We start from the raw sequence: 17,254 nt of genomic DNA on the forward strand, positions 1-17,254 counted from the left end.
TGGGCTCGGGAACGCGCCTCGCGGGGAGCGTGGGCCCGGGACGCCGACGCGGCGTAGTCGGCGAATCGCGGCCATCTGCGAGCGCCGAGCCGAGCAGTAGCTTGCGCAATATTTCCAATTGGCAGCAATTGGCGCGGCGGCGGCCGGAGCCAGAGAAAAATAGACGTAATAGTCAATTATGAATGCATCTAACTCTGGTTTTCGAACGCCAAATCTCGGCTGACCAGCTAATAACCTAGGCGTAAATGGGCGCTCCGGGTGGCCATTTCGCGGAAAATGAAACACGTTCCATCCGTCGATTTCCGGCAACTGCGCGGCAATATGGATTTATGGTGCTGTGGTCAATATCACATCTACCTTCGGGGAAGCACCATGCAAATTGCTGTTCGCTCCAGCCTCACGACGGGCGTCGCACTGATGGGTGCCGGGGTCATCGCTCTGGCTCCGGTCACCCACCAGCCGGCGCCGGATCTGCACCTGCCGGCACTGCATGCAAGTGCGGTACAACTCGCCGCGCAGGTGAACCCGATCACCCAATGGGGACAGATCATCACCGAGGCGCTGCAGAACACCAAGGGCATCGTCACCGGCGTGATCGCAGACCCGGCGCCCGTCCTCGGCCAGGTGGTGCGGAACCAGATCGCCAGTGCCGTCGCGGTCGGTGGATCCGTGCGGGACTATCTGGTTGCGGTCGGGCAGCAGTTGGGCACGACGCCGGAGTCCTTGAAGCAGGCGTTCCAGCAGCTCGCCGCCGGGCATGTCGCTGACGCGGTGCAGACGTTGTACAGCGCGGTGCTCACGCCCTTTGTCCTGCCGATCCTGACCACGAGCATCCTCACCGATGTGCAAGCGGCATTCCGTAAGCCGGTGCAGAACATGCTGAACGTGATCGACACGGCGATCACCTCACCGACCGGCATGGGCTGGGTTCTGACGGCCGGATTGCCATTGCTTGCGGTGATGAGTGACGTCGTGACCGCCACCGGCGACGGACTGCAGAACGTGGTCAACGCGTTCAGCGCGAAGAATCTGGGTGCTGTCGTGAACGCGATCGTTGCGATGCCCGGATCCATCACCGGTGCCTTGCTCAACGGTTACAACGGCGACGGCGCGGGCATTCTCGGGCCGAACGGCATCGTGCAAGGGCTGCGAAATGCGTTGGGCATCATCGCAACCGCGATCAAGCCGGTGACCCCGCCGCCCGCCGCCGCAGTCAGTGTTCCGTCGCCGGCGTCGGCGACGGTCTCCGTCTCGATTGACGCGAAGGCGGCGCTGACTGCCAAGCCGGCCGCGGCGGCAAGTCCGCTCGCGGTGGCTCCGGCCGCGTCGCCGGACAAGACGGCCTCCGAGAAGACCGGTGCGGACAAGACCGGAGCCGACAAGACCGCGGCCGACAAGACCGGGGCTGACAAGACCGGTGCCGACAAGACCGCGGCGGGCGCTGACGACAACGCTGCGGCGCCCGCGGCCGGTGCCGGTGACGACTCCGCGTCGGAGACCAAGCCGGCCGCGTCCGACAAGGGCGAGGCTCCGGCGGCTGATTCGGGTACCGACTCCGCCGCGGCCGCGGTGAAGCAGGATCGCCGGACGCGCGGTGCCAAGTCGTCGAGCAGCGCTACCGGAGCGTCCACCGCAGACGGGACCAAGAGTGCCGACGACGGGACGACGACCCCCACGCGCAAGAGCACCCCGAAAACCAAGCGGGACGCGAAGGCGAAGGGCGCGGACAACGCCGCGTCGGGCTCCGGTACCAACAGTGGTCACTCGCGTGATGCGGCCGGCAAGTCACAGGGTGCCGGCAAGAGCGATCATGGTTCGGCCAAGGGCGGCGGTGAGTAACAGCCGACTGGTGCCCTGAATCTGGACGCGCTGGTGCTCGGGATCGGCCCGCACTCCGACCGATCCCGAGCGTCGCGGTGAATCAAGCAGTGGTGTCGAAAGCGTCCCGGATGCTCTCGCGAGAGGCCGAGACCTGCGCTTCGATGGCCTCGCGGGCCGACGACGCGGTGGTGCGCAGCTCGCCCCACTCGCGCGAGGCGACCTCGCGGACGTCCTCGACGCCCTGGGCCGCGGTCCCGGCCACGGTGAACAGGCCGTCCACCGCGGTCGCGGTCAGGGCGCCCTGGGCGCGGACCAGCGAGCCGGCCACCTGCGACGCACCGGCGATGATGGCGTTGGGGCCGACGGCGTTACGGCCGACGTATTCGCCGACGGCGCTGCGGATGTCGCGTCCCGACTCGGCCAGGACGTCCTGGACAGCCGAACCGGTCTCGCTCACCGCATCCGGCAGGGTGGCGCCGTCACGGATGGAGGAGATCACCTTGGCGGGCGACTCGACGACCGCCTCGGTGGCGGCGGAGGTCGCGCTGACCAGTTGACGGGTGAGGCTGTGGCCGGCGTCGAGCTGACGCTCCAGCACGCCGCTCAGCACCTCGCGGATGGCCAGGCCGGTGTTGGTCGCCTCTTCGGCGGCGGCCTTGGTGGTCTCGACGAGCTCGGCCTCGATGACCTGCCCGTTCGCGGTGTCGTTGGTGGTGGGAGTTTCGGTGATGGTCATGGTTGCTCCTGTTGGAACGCGGAAAGCCGGTCGCCCCAATTGAACTCCGCGCCACCGAACCCGAGGTGACGCTCAGGTGACCGGCCGGATCCGTGGGGACAACCAGCTAATCCCGGCGCAGTGACCTGCGCGACACGCGGCCGGTGGATAACGCCGCGCCGGATCGGCGAGGTGGCGAACTACACCCAGTACGGCACGCGCGCGCGGTACTGCCGCATCGCCAGCGCGGCGACGATCCAGCCCGCAACGGTCAAGGTGATCACCACGAGCCAGTGCCGCAATTCCTGGGGTTCACCGAGCAGCGGCGCCCGCACGATGTCCACGTAGTGCAGAAGTGGGTTCAGCTCAATGATTTTCGACCAGGTGCCCGCACCCTGAAGGCGCAGTGTCTGGTCGTTCCAGATGATGGGCGTGATGTAGAAAAGCAGCTGCACCAGGCTCGCCAGCAGCGGACTGATGTCCCGGTACCGCGTCGCCAGGATGCCGAAACACAACGCGACCCAGACGCAGTTGGCCACGATCAGCGCCAGCGCGGGGATCACCGACAGGTCGGCCCACGACCACGGCTTGGGGAAGATGATCGCGATGATCACGAAGATGATGATGTTGTGCGCGAACAGCAGCACCTGCCGCCACACCAACCGGTAGACGTGCACCGACAGCGGCGTCGGAAGTTGTTTGATGAGGCCCTCATTGGCGATGAACACGTCAGCGCCTTCGAGGATCGACGCGTTGATCAGGTTCCAGATGATCAGGCCCAACGTCACGTAGGGCAGGTGCTCGGCCAGCGGTAGGTGGAACAGCTGCGAGTACAGGCCACCCAGTGCCACAGCCATGGTGCCGGTGGCGATGGTGATCCAGATGGGGCCGAGTACCGAGCGCCGGTAGCGTTGCTTGATGTCCTGCCAGCCCAGGTGCAGCCAGAGCTCGCGCTTGCCGAAGCCGGTCACCAGGTCGCCCCAGGCGCGGCGCAGCGTCTTGGACTGCGCGGCCGCGTCGGTGAACGTCATCGCTGTCCTCCTGTCGTGGGTCCGCCCGCACCGGGCCTGCTGAACTTCTCGTCTCGTCCCAAGCGGCGCAACCGCATCCACTCACGCAACCCGGCCGGATCACGCCGGGTGATCAGGAAGTACCACCCGAATCGCACCCATTCCTGGGGAACCAGCTTGCGCAGACCTGGTTGGGACTGCAGGTAGCCGCGGTTGCGGTACGTGAAATAGCGCTTGGTGGCGTCGTCGGGGTACTGCGTGTGCATGCGGCCGCCGAGGATCGGCTTGAACTCGTCGGACCCCTGCGGGTGCAGGTACACCGCGTTCAGGCACGTCCCGAACGGCAGGCCGGAGCGGACGAGCCGGCGGTGCACCTCGACCTCGTCACCGCGGACGAACAGCCGGATGTCCGGTACGCCAACGGCTTCCAGCGTCGCGGCCCGGAACAGTGCGCCGTTGAACAACGACGCGATGCCGGGCAGCAGGTCGACGCCGGCATTCTTGTCGACCTGCAACTCGGACACATAACGCCGCCACACCAACCCGCGGCGCAACGGAAAGGCCAGGCGGGCAGGTTCATTCAGGTCGCACACCATGGGGGACACCTCGGCCAGGTCGTGCTTGGCCGCACAGTCCAGCAGCGTCGCGAGTATGGACGAGTCGGCGGGGCGTCCGTCGTCGTCGGCCAGCCAGACCCACTCGGCGCCGAGGGCCAGGGCATGCAGGATGCCCAGCGCGAAACCGCCTGCGCCACCGAGGTTCCGGACCGAACCGAGGTACGTCGTCGCGACCGGCTGCGATTCGACGAGAACCCGCACCGCCGGGTCGTTGTCGTTGTCGACGACGACGACGTGATCGGGCAGTCGCGTCTGCGAGCACACCACGGCAAGGGATTTCGCCAACAACTCCGGCCGCCGGTGGGTGACGATCACCGCGCACAACATGTCGGTCACGCCTGGCGCTCGCGCTCGTTCTCTTCGAGCACCTCGCGCACGTGCCGCGCCGCGTCTTCGCCCTCATAGGCGCGCACGACTTCCTCGATGCCGCCGGTCATGCGGATGGTGCCGTGGTCGACCCACATCGCGGTCTGACACAGCCGGGCCAGGAATTCGTTGGAATGGCTTGCGAACACCAGGATTCCGGAGCGTTCCACCAGGGCTTGCAGCCGGGTGCGCGCCTTCTTCAGGAACTCCGCGTCGACCGCGCCGATGCCCTCGTCGAGCAGCAGGATCTCGGGGTCGATGCTGGTGACGACGCCCATGGCCAGGCGCACGCGCATACCCGTGGAGTACGTGCGCAGCGGCATCGACAGGTACTCCCCGAGTTCGGTGAACTCGGCGATCTCGTCGACCTTGGCCAGCATCTGCTTGCGGGTCTGCCCGAGGAACAGGCCACGGATGATGATGTTCTCGAAACCGGAGATCTCGGGATCCATGCCGACACCCAGATCGAAGACCGGGGCCACCCGGCCGCGGACGGTCGCCGAACCGCGCGTCGGTTCGTAGATGCCCGACAGCAGGCGCAGCAGCGTCGACTTGCCGGCGCCGTTGTGCCCGACCAAGCCCACCCGGTCACCCATGTTGAGCGACATCGTGATGTCCCGAAGCGCTTCGATCACAACGACATTCGATTCGTTGCGGTTGATCCCGCCGCCGGCCTTGCCCAGGAAGGCCTTCTTGAGCGAACGGGACTTCGCGTCGAAGATCGGGAATTCGACCCACGCGTTCTGCGTGGAGATGTGCGGTTCCGACACGGTCTACAGGTACTGACCGGTGCCGGACTGGAACGGGCCGCGGCCGCCGTCGGCGCCGGGGGGCAGGGCGCCCTGGCGCATCTGCTCGAGCTGTGCACGGGCCGCCATCTGCTGCGCGAACAGGGCCGTCTGGATGCCGTGGAACAGGCCTTCGAGCCAGCCCACCAGCTGGGCCTGCGCGATGCGCAGCTCGGCCGCCGACGGCACCTTCTCCTCGGAGAACGGCAACGACAGCCGCTCCAGCTCCTCGGTCAGTTCCGGGGCCAGGCCGTCCTCGAGCTCCTGGATGCTCGACCGGTGGATGTCGCGCAGTCGGTTCCGGCTGGCTTCGTCGAGCGGCGCGGAGCGCACTTCTTCCAGCAGCTGCTTGATCATGGTGCCGATGCGCATGACCTTGGCCGGCTGCTCGACCAGGTCGGTCAGCGACTTGCCTTCGTCGCCATGGTCGGGGTCCTGTCCTGATTCCCCGCCCAACGCCAGGTCTCCGCCGATGACCTCGATGTTGTCGTCGTCGTCTTCTGGTTTCAGCGTCATGCCTGCACTGTTCCTATCTGTTCGCCGGCGCGGCGTCGCCGCGCCACTCGTAGATACGGGACCGCCCGTTGTCGTAGATCTTCGCCCACGACTTCGACCTATCCAGCGACACTAGTCCGTCGGGCATCACGAACCCCTTGACGATGGTCGAGCTGGTGATCACGTACCTGATGTTCAGGGCGTGCACGGCCTCCGCGATGCGCCGGTCGGTGTCGGCGTCGTCGGCGTACGCCCAGAAGATGAAGCGGTGGTAGCCCGGGCCCTGCTGCTGCGGATAGTCGTAGTGGGTCCACAGCGGGTGCAGCCCGGCGACCGCGTACATCCATGACGTGCCGTCGGTGTTCGCGTTGCCGATCAAGGTGTCCTTGGCGCCCGGCAGCGTCGCCAGATAGGCGAAGGCCTCGAGGTTCTTGTCGTTGACCATGATCTGGTCGTACTTCTGGCCGATCAGGTAGCGGTGCCGCGGGAAGTAGTGCCAGGCCAGTCCGACCGTCGAGAAGGCGAGCAGGGCCACCGTCACCACGGCCCAGAACCGTTCGGTGCGGGGTGCCCGCTTCCGCAGCCAGTCGACGACGAACTTGATCATCGCGAACAGCGCGATGCCGGCGAAGGGCGTGATCAGCAGGGTGACCACGGCAGACAGCCGGCGTGGGTCGCTGTAGTAGAGGTCGGCGTACGGCCCGATCAGCGCGCCGATCGGGCCGCCGAACGGCGCACCGGAATGCACGATCGCGACCATCAGCACCACCCAGACCAACGCCGGCCACCAGACGCGCTTGATCAGCAGGATCAGGCCGCCGATGCCACCGAGCGCGATCAGCATGTTCTGAATCGGATAGTCGTTGAGGTGACGGGTGTGCTGCACGATGGCGTTGAACAGCACCCGAAGCCGGGTCTGATGGGTGACGAAGGCGTGCCCGACGATGATGTCGGCCTGCGCGAGCACCCCGATGAACTGGGGAAGCAACAGCACCAGCGACGGCACGGCGACGGACAGCAGGGTCAGGAAGTCGGCGAGCCGGCCGCGCACCGGATTGCGCAGGGTGTCGCACAGCCACCACGCGCCGACGAACGTGACGACCACGACGCCGCCGGTGATGTGGGTGGAGAACACCCCGATCAGGGCAATGACGGCCACCGGGATCCGGTCGCGGTGCCGCAGGCACGACATGATCAGCACGGTCGTCGGCCCGGCGAGACCGTAGGCCACCAGGTTGGGGACGGCGGCGACGTCGAACTCGACGTAGGGGACCGCGGTGAACGACGCCGCCAGCGCACCCGCCGCGGCCGCGGCTCCGGCGCTCCAGCGCTGGCAGGCGTGGGGTCGGACCATGGCCCACGTCAGGCTTGCCGCGCTGACGGGGAACAGCCAGATCGAGGCCGCCAGGGAGTGCAGGGTGTAGGCCGTCGCGGGGGCGGCGCCCGTGAGCTGGCAGAAGACGGCGGCCAGGGCGTGAAAGGTCGACGGGTAGTACAGCAACGCGTGCGTCTCGACGTTACGAAGCTCACCCATGTGCGTCGGCGAGGCCTGACCGACGTCGAGGATCCAGCGGATGGTGTTGCCGTGCCAGACCGAGTCCCAGGTGCTTGGAATGGATTGCCAATGCGGCATGCCGAGGATTGCTGAAATTGCAATCGCCGTCGCACCGATGAGAATGCCCGCGGCGACGAACAGGGCCGGGCCGCGGGTGATCGCGAGGGCTTCGGCCGCGGTGTCCCGGTAGCGCCGCAGCGCACGACGAAGCCCGGCCACCACTGCGACCACGATGACGAACGCCAGCAACGCCGTCCAGCCGTTCCACGGGACGCCGATGGCCCCGAGTGGAATGACGGCCAAAGCTACGATGCCGTAGGTCACTGCGGGGCCGACTGCGACGGCAACGGGCCAGGTTAGCTGTGCTACACGAGCGGTGATTGCTCCAGGGACCACCATGATCAACAGGGCGACAAGGACGCCGGACGCCAAGCTCACTGCACTAGTATGGCTGTTCGGGTAGCCCGGCTTTCGCCGGTGTGCAGCGGGGCGCGCCCGCCGGAAAAATTTGGCTGGCAGGCCTGAATCGCTCGAAGGTTGGCATGGCATGGCATACGACGTCGCCCGGGTGCGCGGTCTGCACCCGTCACTGGGCGGCGGCTGGGTGCACTTCGACGCGCCGACCGGCATGCTGCTGCCCGACTCGGTAGCGACCACTGTCTCGACCGCCTTCCGCGGATCCATGTCGTCGGCCGCTGGGCCGCATCCGGCCGCGCAGCGCAGCGCCGCGGTCCTGACCGCCGCGCGACAGGCGGTCGCCGATCTCGTCGGTGGCGACCCGCGCGGCGTGGTGTTCGGCGCCGACCGTGCCGTCCTGCTGAACTCGCTGGCCGAGGCGTCGGCGTCGCGGTCGGGGCTGGGCTACGAAGTGGTCGTCACCCGCCTGGACGACGAGGCCAACATCGCGCCGTGGCTGCGGGCCGCGAATCGCTATGGCGCGAAGGTGAAGTGGGCCGAGGTCGACATCGAGACCGGCGAACTGCCCAGCTGGCAGTGGGAGACGCTCATCACCCGGCCGACCCGGCTGATCGCGATCACGTCGGCATCCTCGAAGCTCGGCACCGTCACTGATCTGCGGCCCGTGACCAAAATGGCCCGGGAGAACGGCGGCATGGTCGTCGTCGACCACTCGGTGGCCGCGCCTTACCGACTGCTCGACATCAACGACGTCGACGCCGATGTGGTGGCGCTGAACGCGATCGCGTGGGGTGGCCCGCCGATCGGTGCGCTCGTGTTCCGCGACCCCGCGATGATCGACACCCTGGCGGCGGTTTCGCTCGATCCGAACGCCACCGGGGCCGCGCGCCTGGAAGTGGGCGCGCACCAGTTCGGACTGCTCGGTGGCGTCGTCGCCAGTATCGAGTACCTGGCGAACCTCGACGACGCCGCGACCGGCTCCCGCCGCGAACGGCTCGCACGATCCATGCAGTCGGCCGAGGCCTACCTCAGCCGGGTGTTCGGGTACCTGCGTAACTCGCTGCGGTCGTTGCCGTTGGTCATGGTGCTCGGCGCACCCGAGGCCGCCATTCCGGTGCTGAGCTTCGCCGTCCAGGGCGTGCCCGCCGACCGCGTCATCAGCCGGCTCGCCGACAACGGCGTACTGGCCGTGTCGGACGGCAACTCCCGGGTGCTGGAGGCCATCGGCGTCAATGACGTCGGCGGTGCCGTGACGGTCGGTCTCGGGCACTACACGACGACGGCCGAAGTGGACCAGCTCGTCCGGGCGCTGGCGTCGCTCGGTTAGTTACGCGTAGGCCAGAGCGTCGAGCAGCAGCTGCGGCGGTTCGACCTTCCCGGAGCCGTCGGTCGCGATACAGACGTAGACGGTCCGCGCGGTGACGATGGGCCGCGCGGAATCGCCTGCGTGGATGAGGAATTCGACGGTGAACGAGGTGCGGCCCCGGGCCGGCACGGTGACGTCGACGTGAATCTGGTCGCCCCACTTCAGGGAGCCTGACCAGTCCAGTTCGGTGTGGACCACCTGGGCGTCGACGCCCGCCTCGAAGATGTCGCGCCATGACGCCGTCCGGGCGATGAACGCGCCGAAGGCCTCGTCCATGTAGGCCAGGTACCACATGTTGAAGACCACGCCCTGCTGGTCGACCTCGAGATAGCGGACCGGCGCGGTGTACGTGAACGTCACTCTGCCAACCTATCGGCCTCGGTTGATCCTGCGTTCAGGGCGTTGCGCTTTCGGTGAGTTCATCGATTCCGCTCAGCGCCGCGAGCGTGACCTGGTGGCGGAAAACCGGCCTCGAAACCGCCATGTGGTCAGTTTCGGCGAGCTCAATCCCTGACTTGCAGAAGCACTTTCCCGGATACCGCCCCCGCCTGCAGGAGCTGGTGGGCTGCCGCCGCCTGTTCGATGGGCAGCTCGGCGCCGATGATGGGCTTCACCCGGCCGTCGGCAATCATGGGCCAAACATGTTGCACCACTTCGGAGATCACCGCGGCCTTGCCGGACGGCCCGTCGAGCGGGCGGGAGCGCAACGCGGTGGCGATGACGCCGGCCCGTTTACCCAGCAGCTTGGCGATGTTCAGTTCGCCCTTGACGCCGCCCTGCATACCGATGATCACCACGCGGCCGTCGGGCGCCAGGGCGTCGATGTTCCGGTCCAGGTACGCCGCACCCATGATGTCGAAGATGACGTCGGCGCCGCCCGCCTCGGTGATCCGCTCGACGAAGTCTTCGTCGCGGTAGTTGATCAGGATGTCGGCGCCCAGTTCGCGGCACAGCTCCAGCTTTTCGAGTGACGCGGTGACCGCGACGCGGGCGCCCAGCGCGTGCGCGACCTGGATCGCATGCGTGCCGATGCCGCTGGCGCCGCCGTGCAGCAGCACCAGCTGGCCGGACCGCAGGTGGGCGGTCATGGACAGGTTGGACCACACCGTGGCGGCGACCTCCGGCAGACCGGCGGCATGCTGCAGGCTCACCCCCGCGGGGATCGGCATGACCTGGGCCGCTGGCACGGCCACCTTCTCGGCGTAGCCGCCGCCGGCCAGCAGGGCGCACACCTCGTCACCGACAGCCCAGTTCCCGACACCGGCCCCGACCTCGGAGATGACGCCCGAAACCTCCAGCCCGAGAATGTCGCTGGCACCCGGCGGCGGGGGATAGAGGCCGGCGGCTTGCAGCAGGTCGGCCCGGTTCACCCCGGCGGTAGTGACGTCGATGACGACCTCGCCCGCTTTGGCGGTGACGTCCGGGACCTCGGACCAGGCCAGCTGACCTGGGGATTCGACGACGATCGCGCGCATAGCCGCAACGCTACACACGGACCCTCTGAGCTTGTTCGGGCCCGGACCCCTTAGGCTGTTCGGCGGTGGCGTGGCAGAGCGGCCTAATGCACTCGCCTTGAAAGCGAGAGTTGGTTAAACCCAACCGGGGGTTCAAATCCCTCCGCCACCGCCAAATGTTCGCTTCTTTGCGTTGAAACTGATCAGGACAGCGTTCTGGCGTCGTTGTTGCTGTTGAGCGCTTCTCTCGCCGCGTGACAGCAACGCCCGGATCGTGACTGTGTCCACCGAAAACAACCACGGCTTGACCTCGCCAAACACTCGCTCGAGCGCGGCACCGACTGAACCACAACAGTTCACCAAAGATGGAGGAATTACCTTGTCCCGCAAGGATTTGGCCGACTCCTCTTCCTCGAAAATGCACGGCACACTGACCTTGGTCGACGAGATCGGCACGCTCACCCTCGAGGAGCAGCAAACAATACCTGCATGGTGGCTCCAGTTGGTGACCGCCGATCCATTGAGCGCAGTACAGATCGCCATTGAACACTGGCGCAAGGCGTTGCCGACGCAGTTGCCCCGCTTTCTGCAGGTGCTCGAAAGCGAGGGCATCGATGTTGTGTTGGTGAAAGCGACATCCGACTTGTACGACGGTCTGGGTTTGCTCTACGCCATTGAAACTGCGGGGCGGGGTCAGAAGTTCATCATTGGGTACCCACCGACGGCGCAGCTCACGCCTCCGGCGACGAATTTTTCGCCAGAATTCCAAACCTTCTACACGTCACTACACGACGGCATCGGATACCACCTTCAAGTACCGATGGGCATCATTCGGAGCGGGGAACTGATCGACTGGAAGTCATGGAGTACCCAAGACAGTGCTGATGTTCGGTTTCAGACTCCCACGCCAGTACGGCTGCCGAACACTGAAACGCTCTTCATCGTCTATGACGAAAACACCTCCGCCTGCATCCTTGTGGACACCGACCCAGAGGACACCGACATCTGGGCTACCGATTCAGGCGAGTTTGTCTCCTACGCGGGAAAGCGCAATTCGGTGTGGGAACTTATCGACGACTGGATGCGTCTTCGTCATACGCCGTAGTGGCGGCCAAGCTGTCAAGCCAGTGCTCGACATTGGTCGTCCAGGTACTGCTCTGCACACGCGGGCTACTTCTGGTGCACCGGCGAGTGACGGCGCCGACTCCTGGCTGAACGATGCTGTCAAGCCCGTCCACTCAGAGGCGTACGGCCGGTGCCGCCGCTGCTCACCAGCGGGCACCATCGACCGTGGGCTTGAGACGGGCAGCACTGGGCATGACAGGCGGAGACATCGGCGTGCAAACCCAGTTTGAACCGGCCATGCTGCTAAGGCTGGAGAGAGGGTTCGAAGAACCTCGCCTTCCTTCCGCCAAGTCTCACCCCACATTCAGCTGCGTGTGCACCGGCGTCGCGGCGGTGGTCAAGTCCAGCACCGGGCAGTGCGCATCCACCGCGTCCTGAAGCTCCCGGTACCGCTCGGCGGTCTCCGGGCCCGAGACGTTGACGGTCACCCGGATCTGCTGAAAGCCGGGGCGGACGTTGTCGTCCAGCCCGAAGAAGCCGCGCACATCGAGGTCGCCTTCGGCGCTGGCGCTGAGGGAGTCGACCTGGATCCCGAGCCGCTCGGCCCAGAACCGGTAGGTCACCACCTGGCAGGACAGCAGCGATGCCAGGTAGTACTCGACCGGATTGGGTGCCGTGTTCTGCCCACCGAGGGCTGGCGGCTCGTCGACGTGCACCCGGTACTTGCCGAGCGCGATCTCACTACCGACGGTGCCTTCCGGCTGCGCTGAGGCCTTGAACACCACGGCGGCCGCGGCGGGATTGCCGGCGACGGCTGCGCGGGTGGCATCGGTGATCGCGTTGAGGGAAGTCACGGAAGCAGTCATGCGCCGACGTTATTTGCGTCGGCGTCGGGGTTCGACCGTTGCGCCCACGATGAATTCAACTTCCGGATTAGGCTTTCGGTCATGACGGCTCAGTGGTTGCCGCGCTACCTGCTGATCTATTCGTCGACGGAGCAGGCACGCGCGAAGGTGCCCGAGCTGTTTCCGGCGCACCAGGCGCACGCCGATCGGTTCCGGAAGGAACAGCCGGGAGTCCTGCTGATGCTGGGGCCGGTTCAGGACGCCGCGCCGGGGGAGTTCGGGGCGCTGGGGGTGTTCACCGACAAGGACGCCGCCGAGCGGTTCGCGGCGGCTGACCCGTTCGTCGTCGGTGGCGCGATGACCGACTGGACGGTGAAGACATGGTTGTTGTCAGAGTGATCGGACGAGAAGATGCCCCGTAACGCGGTTTCGGCCATGAGCAAGTTGATGTTTCGGGGCATGGACAAACTGCGCCACCGGGAGGCCTTCGACATCGGGGAGCCGACGGCCGCCGATTTCGCGGGCTTCGAGCGGGCGCGGCAGATCGTGCTGGTCACGTTCAAGCGGTCGGGTGAAGCGATGCCGAGCCCGATCAATCACGGTGTCGCCGACGGGAAGTTGTACGTCCGCACCGACGCGTCGACGGGCAAGGTGAAGCGAGTGCGCAACGATCCGCGCGTGGTGGTGGTGCCGTGCAATCTTCGGGGTAAGCCGACGGGACAACCGGCGGCCGGCATCGCCCGCATCCTGCCGGAGGCCGAGCACGCGCACGCTGACGCCGTGATCGCCGCCAACTGGTCGCCGGCCATGAAACTGTTCGAGCGGACTCTCGACAAGAGCAGCTCCGCGTTCGATATTCCGATGGCCTACATCGAGATCAGCCCGGCGCCAACGATTGTCAGCTAATGTCCGTCCATGCGGGTGCTGCGGTTCATCTGGAGTGGGGTACTGGCGTTTGACCGTGTCGGCAAACGCATTCCGCAGCTGATTCAAATCTGGCTCGGAGAGCTGTTTTTCGTCGTTCCGCTGATGTTCTTCATCGCCAAGATCATCGACATCCGTGGCGGCTTCGGGGTACCGGGCACCGGCGGGTCGCTGCCTGCGGTGTTCTGGGGCGCGCTGGCCGTATCGCTGGTGGCGGGCTTCTTCTTCGTAAGGGGACTGGTCCGGCCCCGGATAGTGGACGGGAGTTGGACGCCGGTCTCGACCGCGGACATCGGTGACTTCACCGTGGGCGTCGGGGTCAAGAGCTGGACCGTCGAATACAAGTACCTGACGAGCCACCCGTCGTATGCCCTGCTGCTGCTCCTCACCCTGCCGATTCCGCTGGTGATGGTGCTGGCGACCATCGACCACGGCGGCAGTACGTTCTACTTCCGGGTGGCCGGCATCGTCGGGTTGTGCATCCTGGCCGCGATGGCACTGGCGCGCGTATTGGCTTGGTACGTCTTCCGATTCGGCCGCAAGCAGCTGGACAAGCAGGGGCCGCGGCAGGCGTGGGAGATCGCGTGGAAACCCGTGCTGATGCTGCTGGTGATGATCTACGCCATCATCGGCATCCCACTGGGCTGGATGTGGTTCCAGGAGCAGCGCACCATCGCCGCATTGCCGGTGGTCTCCGTGCAAGACGGTGTCGACCACGTCGGTCAGTATCGCCGTGTCGACGGCGAGGTCGTCTCCGAGCCGGTGTACTGGGCGCCGCGCGGGACGGGGCGCGGCGGCGACAACTACGCGGGTTCCGGTGTGCTGGTCAAACTTTCGTCCGGCGGTGAGGCGCTGCTGCTGGCCGAGTCGATGTCGGTGCCCGACTTCATCGGGGTGATGCGGGATGTCAAGGACGGCAAGCTGAAGGCGCAGGGCAAGGTCATCGACACCATCACCGACACCCAGTCGGAGTACTACGGCTTTCAGGTGGATGCGTTTCCCGAGCCATCACCGGACGGCCGGGTGATGGTCCTGCTGAGCTACCCATGACCGAGGACGTGATGCGCTTCGTCATCGACCACCCCGAGGACGACACCGTAGTCGTGGTCGAACAATATTGGTAAGACCACTAGACCTCTTACCTTTCGCGCGCTAGTGTCGCCGTCATGGAGTTGACGTCGATCAAGCGGCGCTCGGCCGCCGACGAGGTGCACGACCAGCTGCTCAGGCAGCTCGTCGCGGGCGCACAGCCGCCGGGTTCGCGCCTGCCGAGTGAGCGCAAGCTGGCCGAGGTGCTGGGCGTATCGCGGCCGGTGGTGCGTGAGGCGATCCAGCGGCTGGTCGCGTCGGGGCATCTCGACGTCCGGCAGGGGGATGGCGCCGTCGTCAACGACATCACGCGTACGGGCGGGCTCGACCTGCTGCCCTACCTGCTGGTGGACGCGCCCGACGGGGCCATGGTGAACCCGTCGGTGGTGCGCAGCGTCCTGGAAGTGCGCGAGTACCTCGGACCGTGGATCGCCGAACGGGCAGCAGAGCGGTCCGGGAGCACGCTCGCCGAACCACTGGCGCGGGCCCTCGCCGACATCGAGCGCGCGCAGAGCGGCCAGACGCAACAACTGGCCGCGCTCGACTTCTGGGACTGCCTTGTCACCGGCGCGGATTCGATCGCGATGACGCTGATCTTCAACGGGATGCGCCGGGTGTACGAACCGATGCTGGCCGTGGTCGCCGACGCCGTGGCGGCCGCCGAGCCCGCAGCCGGGTACCGCAAGCTCGCCGATGCGGTGACGTCGGGCGCCGCGCTGAAAGCCCGCCGCGCCGCGTCGACGGTGCTCGGTGGCGCGACGACGGTGCTCACCGAATTTCTCGACCAGATGGAGGCACAGTGACGACCACCAGCACCCGGGGTGTGACCCTCGGCCAGGCGGCTCGCGAGTTCTGGCGCCATCCGACGCCGTGGATGATCCTGGCGCTCGTCATCGGAGCGGTCGCGGCGCGCAGCGTCGTCGGCGGTCTGGCGCTACGCGACCTGTGGGCGCCGCTGGTGCTGGCACTGCTGTTTCCGTTCGTGGAGTGGGTGATTCACGTCTTCATCCTGCACTGGCGGCCGCGAAAACTCGGCCCTGTCACCGTGGATACCCTCGTCGCCCGCGACCATCGACGGCACCACGCGAATCCCCGCGACGTCGACCTGGTGTTCATCCCGACGCCGACCCTGCCGTGGCTGATCGCGGCGATCGTGGCGCTGCCGCTGGGCATCGGCGCCCTCGTGGGTGCGCCGGTATCGGCCACGCTGTCGTTCATCGTGGTCGAGTCGCTGATCCTGATGGGCTATGAGTGGACGCACTACCTGGTCCACACCGACTACAAGCCGCGCCACCGTTTCTACAAGGCGGTGTGGCGCAATCACCGCCTGCACCATTTCAAGAACGAGCACTACTGGTTCTCGGTCACGACGTCGGGCACGTCCGACCGGGTGCTCGGCACCTATCCCGACCCCGCCACCGTCGAGACCAGCCCCACGGCGAAGAACCTGCACGGGTCACGGCTGTAGCTAGCCGCCCTTACACGAGATGTCCACCCACACAACGGTCATCTTCGTCCGGTCGATGATGGCGCCCGAGGAATCGACATTGTCGTTGCGCAGTCCCTCGATGCCGGTGACCTTGCATCCCGACAACGGATACACGATGGCGCCGTTGATCAGCACGGTGAACCCTTGTGCCTGAAGCGTATTGATGGTGTCCTGCGCATTGCCGAAGCCGCCGGGCCCACCTACCGCGCCGGCAGTTGCCGCCGGGGCCAGCGCCGAAGCGGCGACGATGCCCGCCGCCACAACGCCGGCCGAAAAGCGGATTCTGTTCATGCGAACAGATACGCAACGGGGTTACACCCCAGGGTATTTCAGTGCAGCGTCAGCCAGGCCAGACTGCCCAGACCAGCCACCAGGCAGTAAATCGCGAACGGTGTCAGCGTGCGGGTCTCGAAGTACTTCACCAGGAACCGCACCGACAGGTACGCCGCGACGAACGCCGCCGCGCTGCCGGCCAGCACCTGTCCGCCGATGCCGTCGCCCGCCGGCCCGAAGAGTTCGGGAATCTTCAGCGCCCCCGCGGCCAGGATCACCGGTGTCGCCAGCAGGAACGAGAACCGTGCGGCGTCCTCGTGGGACAGCCCGCGCAGCACACCGGCGACCATGGTGGCGCCCGAGCGGCTGATGCCGGGCAGCAGCGCGAGGATCTGGGCCGCGCCGATGCCCATGGCCTCCGGGATCGGCAGGCGGGCCAACCGCTCGTCGGAGTCGTTGAGGTTTTCCGAGTGCGCCGCGGCCGGTACGGCCGACGCAGTGCGGTGCCGAAGTTGTTCGCCCACAAAGAGAACGACGCCGTTGATCGCCAGGAAGGCTGCAGCCGGAATCGGCTTGCCCAGCGACGTGCGCAGCGCGTGATCTAGCGCCAGCCCGGCGATACCGACCGGGATGGTCGCCAGGATCAGCAGCCATGCCAGGCGCTCAGCGGAGGTGGTGATCTTCCGGTTCTTGATCGACGTCACCAAACCGCCGGCGACCGCCACCCAGTCCCGCCAGAAGAACACCAGCAGCGCCAGCGCCGTCGCGACGTGCACGGCCACCAGGAACGCGAGGTACGGCGACTTCTCGGCCGTCATGCTCAGATCCTGGGCCCATTGCCCACCGACCAGAGCCGGAACCAGGATCGAGTGGCCCAGGCTCGACACCGGGAACAGCTCGGTGACACCCTGGAACGCGCCGACTACGATCGCTTCGATGTAGTTGAGGCTCAAGGTGATTCGCCC

General features: G+C 66.5%; 19 protein-coding genes and 1 tRNA gene. 9 read left to right on the plus strand and 11 right to left on the minus strand.

Annotated elements, in window-relative coordinates; genetic code table 11:
• Positions 1-372: 372 nt before the first annotated feature.
• Positions 373-1,839 (plus strand): hypothetical protein, encoded by a 1,467-nt coding sequence (locus ACJH6I_RS11810; protein WP_212807495.1) that lies wholly within the window; start codon positions 373-375, stop codon positions 1,837-1,839.
• Between the two features lie 82 nt (positions 1,840-1,921).
• Here the strand turns inward: ACJH6I_RS11810 and ACJH6I_RS11815 are convergent, their stop codons facing one another.
• The 6 genes from ACJH6I_RS11815 to ACJH6I_RS11840 all read right to left on the minus strand — a co-directional run bounded on the left by ACJH6I_RS11815 (position 1,922) and on the right by ACJH6I_RS11840 (position 7,805).
• Positions 1,922-2,557, minus strand: coding sequence for a hypothetical protein (locus ACJH6I_RS11815; RefSeq protein WP_212807493.1), 636 nt, complete (start codon positions 2,555-2,557; stop codon positions 1,922-1,924).
• A gap of 179 nt (positions 2,558-2,736) precedes the next feature.
• Complete coding sequence (locus ACJH6I_RS11820) at positions 2,737-3,567, minus strand: ABC transporter permease (RefSeq protein WP_212807491.1); 831 nt, start codon at positions 3,565-3,567, stop codon at positions 2,737-2,739.
• Entirely contained in the window at positions 3,564-4,490 is a 927-nt protein-coding gene (locus tag ACJH6I_RS11825; protein ID WP_305798841.1) for a glycosyltransferase, read from the minus strand. The genes ACJH6I_RS11820 and ACJH6I_RS11825 overlap by 4 nt, the downstream gene beginning before the upstream one ends.
• Positions 4,491-4,495: 5 nt before the next feature.
• A complete protein-coding gene (locus tag ACJH6I_RS11830; RefSeq protein WP_212807487.1) occupies positions 4,496-5,299 on the minus strand; it encodes an ABC transporter ATP-binding protein in 804 nt (267 codons plus the stop codon).
• Positions 5,300-5,302: 3 nt separating this feature from the next.
• Entirely contained in the window at positions 5,303-5,833 is a 531-nt protein-coding gene (locus ACJH6I_RS11835; protein WP_212807483.1) for a bacterial proteasome activator family protein, read from the minus strand.
• Between the two features lie 13 nt (positions 5,834-5,846).
• A complete protein-coding gene (locus ACJH6I_RS11840; RefSeq protein ID WP_406784094.1) occupies positions 5,847-7,805 on the minus strand; it encodes a DUF6541 family protein in 1,959 nt (652 codons plus the stop codon).
• A gap of 109 nt (positions 7,806-7,914) precedes the next feature.
• On the opposite strand from ACJH6I_RS11840, the gene ACJH6I_RS11845 reads away from it, so the two are divergent.
• Positions 7,915-9,111, plus strand: a complete 1,197-nt coding sequence (locus ACJH6I_RS11845; RefSeq protein ID WP_212807477.1) for a cysteine desulfurase-like protein — start codon at positions 7,915-7,917, stop codon at positions 9,109-9,111.
• On the opposite strand, the gene ACJH6I_RS11850 is transcribed toward ACJH6I_RS11845, so the two are convergent.
• On the minus strand, positions 9,112-9,510 hold the full coding sequence (locus ACJH6I_RS11850; protein WP_212807475.1) for a thioesterase family protein: 399 nt from the start codon (positions 9,508-9,510) through the stop codon (positions 9,112-9,114).
• Between the two features lie 143 nt (positions 9,511-9,653).
• A complete protein-coding gene (locus ACJH6I_RS11855) occupies positions 9,654-10,625 on the minus strand; it encodes an NAD(P)H-quinone oxidoreductase (RefSeq protein ID WP_212807473.1) in 972 nt (323 codons plus the stop codon).
• Between the two features lie 64 nt (positions 10,626-10,689).
• On the opposite strand from ACJH6I_RS11855, the gene ACJH6I_RS11860 reads away from it, so the two are divergent.
• Both ACJH6I_RS11860 and ACJH6I_RS11865 read left to right on the plus strand, forming a co-directional pair.
• Positions 10,690-10,779 (plus strand) — tRNA-Ser (locus ACJH6I_RS11860).
• A gap of 99 nt (positions 10,780-10,878) precedes the next feature.
• Positions 10,879-11,709, plus strand: coding sequence for a hypothetical protein (locus tag ACJH6I_RS11865; protein ID WP_212813573.1), 831 nt, complete (start codon positions 10,879-10,881; stop codon positions 11,707-11,709).
• 313 nt (positions 11,710-12,022) lie between these two features.
• On the opposite strand, the gene ACJH6I_RS11870 is transcribed toward ACJH6I_RS11865, so the two are convergent.
• Positions 12,023-12,535 (minus strand): OsmC family protein, encoded by a 513-nt coding sequence (locus tag ACJH6I_RS11870; protein WP_212807469.1) that lies wholly within the window; start codon positions 12,533-12,535, stop codon positions 12,023-12,025.
• Positions 12,536-12,616: 81 nt separating this feature from the next.
• Here ACJH6I_RS11870 and ACJH6I_RS11875 point away from each other — a divergent pair, with 81 nt between their 5' ends.
• The 5 genes from ACJH6I_RS11875 (at position 12,617) to ACJH6I_RS11895 (ending at position 15,995) form a co-directional block, all read left to right on the plus strand.
• Positions 12,617-12,913 (plus strand): YciI family protein, encoded by a 297-nt coding sequence (locus tag ACJH6I_RS11875; RefSeq protein WP_212807467.1) that lies wholly within the window; start codon positions 12,617-12,619, stop codon positions 12,911-12,913.
• A gap of 36 nt (positions 12,914-12,949) precedes the next feature.
• Positions 12,950-13,420 carry a PPOX class F420-dependent oxidoreductase gene (locus ACJH6I_RS11880; RefSeq protein ID WP_212807465.1) on the plus strand — a complete coding sequence of 157 codons (471 nt, stop codon included), beginning with the start codon at positions 12,950-12,952 and terminating at the stop codon, positions 13,418-13,420.
• Positions 13,421-13,429: 9 nt separating this feature from the next.
• Entirely contained in the window at positions 13,430-14,488 is a 1,059-nt protein-coding gene (locus ACJH6I_RS11885) for a hypothetical protein (protein WP_212807463.1), read from the plus strand.
• Positions 14,489-14,604: 116 nt separating this feature from the next.
• The gene (locus ACJH6I_RS11890; protein WP_212807461.1) at positions 14,605-15,330 is read left to right on the plus strand and encodes a FadR/GntR family transcriptional regulator; all 726 of its coding nucleotides are present in this window, start codon (positions 14,605-14,607) and stop codon (positions 15,328-15,330) included.
• Positions 15,327-15,995, plus strand: coding sequence for a sterol desaturase family protein (locus ACJH6I_RS11895; RefSeq protein ID WP_212807459.1), 669 nt, complete (start codon positions 15,327-15,329; stop codon positions 15,993-15,995). Before ACJH6I_RS11890 ends, ACJH6I_RS11895 begins: the two co-directional genes overlap by 4 nt.
• Here ACJH6I_RS11895 and ACJH6I_RS11900 read toward each other — a convergent pair whose 3' ends face one another.
• Together ACJH6I_RS11900 and ACJH6I_RS11905 are read right to left on the minus strand one after the other, a co-directional pair.
• Complete coding sequence (locus ACJH6I_RS11900; RefSeq protein ID WP_212807455.1) at positions 15,996-16,307, minus strand: hypothetical protein; 312 nt, start codon at positions 16,305-16,307, stop codon at positions 15,996-15,998.
• Positions 16,308-16,345: 38 nt separating this feature from the next.
• Positions 16,346-17,248, minus strand: a complete 903-nt coding sequence (locus tag ACJH6I_RS11905) for an undecaprenyl-diphosphate phosphatase (RefSeq protein WP_212814515.1) — start codon at positions 17,246-17,248, stop codon at positions 16,346-16,348.
• Positions 17,249-17,254 lie beyond the last annotated feature (6 nt).

The organism is Mycobacterium sp. SMC-13, from assembly GCF_045311035.1.
In the GTDB taxonomy this organism is placed as follows: Bacteria; Actinomycetota; Actinomycetes; order Mycobacteriales; family Mycobacteriaceae; genus Mycobacterium.

Coding starts and splice junctions, on each gene's coding strand:
- ACJH6I_RS11900 (WP_212807455.1), bottom strand. CDS start 16,307: ATGAACAGAATCCGCTTTTCGGCCGGCGTTGTGGCGGCGGGCATCGTC.
- ACJH6I_RS11890 (WP_212807461.1), top strand. CDS start 14,605: ATGGAGTTGACGTCGATCAAGCGGCGCTCGGCCGCCGACGAGGTGCAC.
- ACJH6I_RS11835 (WP_212807483.1), bottom strand. CDS start 5,833: ATGACGCTGAAACCAGAAGACGACGACGACAACATCGAGGTCATCGGC.
- ACJH6I_RS11855 (WP_212807473.1), bottom strand. CDS start 10,625: ATGCGCGCGATCGTCGTCGAATCCCCAGGTCAGCTGGCCTGGTCCGAG.
- ACJH6I_RS11885 (WP_212807463.1), top strand. CDS start 13,430: ATGCGGGTGCTGCGGTTCATCTGGAGTGGGGTACTGGCGTTTGACCGT.
- ACJH6I_RS11825 (WP_305798841.1), bottom strand. CDS start 4,490: ATGTTGTGCGCGGTGATCGTCACCCACCGGCGGCCGGAGTTGTTGGCG.
- ACJH6I_RS11875 (WP_212807467.1), top strand. CDS start 12,617: ATGACGGCTCAGTGGTTGCCGCGCTACCTGCTGATCTATTCGTCGACG.
- ACJH6I_RS11845 (WP_212807477.1), top strand. CDS start 7,915: ATGGCATACGACGTCGCCCGGGTGCGCGGTCTGCACCCGTCACTGGGC.
- ACJH6I_RS11815 (WP_212807493.1), bottom strand. CDS start 2,557: ATGACCATCACCGAAACTCCCACCACCAACGACACCGCGAACGGGCAG.
- ACJH6I_RS11880 (WP_212807465.1), top strand. CDS start 12,950: ATGAGCAAGTTGATGTTTCGGGGCATGGACAAACTGCGCCACCGGGAG.
- ACJH6I_RS11820 (WP_212807491.1), bottom strand. CDS start 3,567: ATGACGTTCACCGACGCGGCCGCGCAGTCCAAGACGCTGCGCCGCGCC.
- ACJH6I_RS11870 (WP_212807469.1), bottom strand. CDS start 12,535: ATGACTGCTTCCGTGACTTCCCTCAACGCGATCACCGATGCCACCCGC.
- ACJH6I_RS11810 (WP_212807495.1), top strand. CDS start 373: ATGCAAATTGCTGTTCGCTCCAGCCTCACGACGGGCGTCGCACTGATG.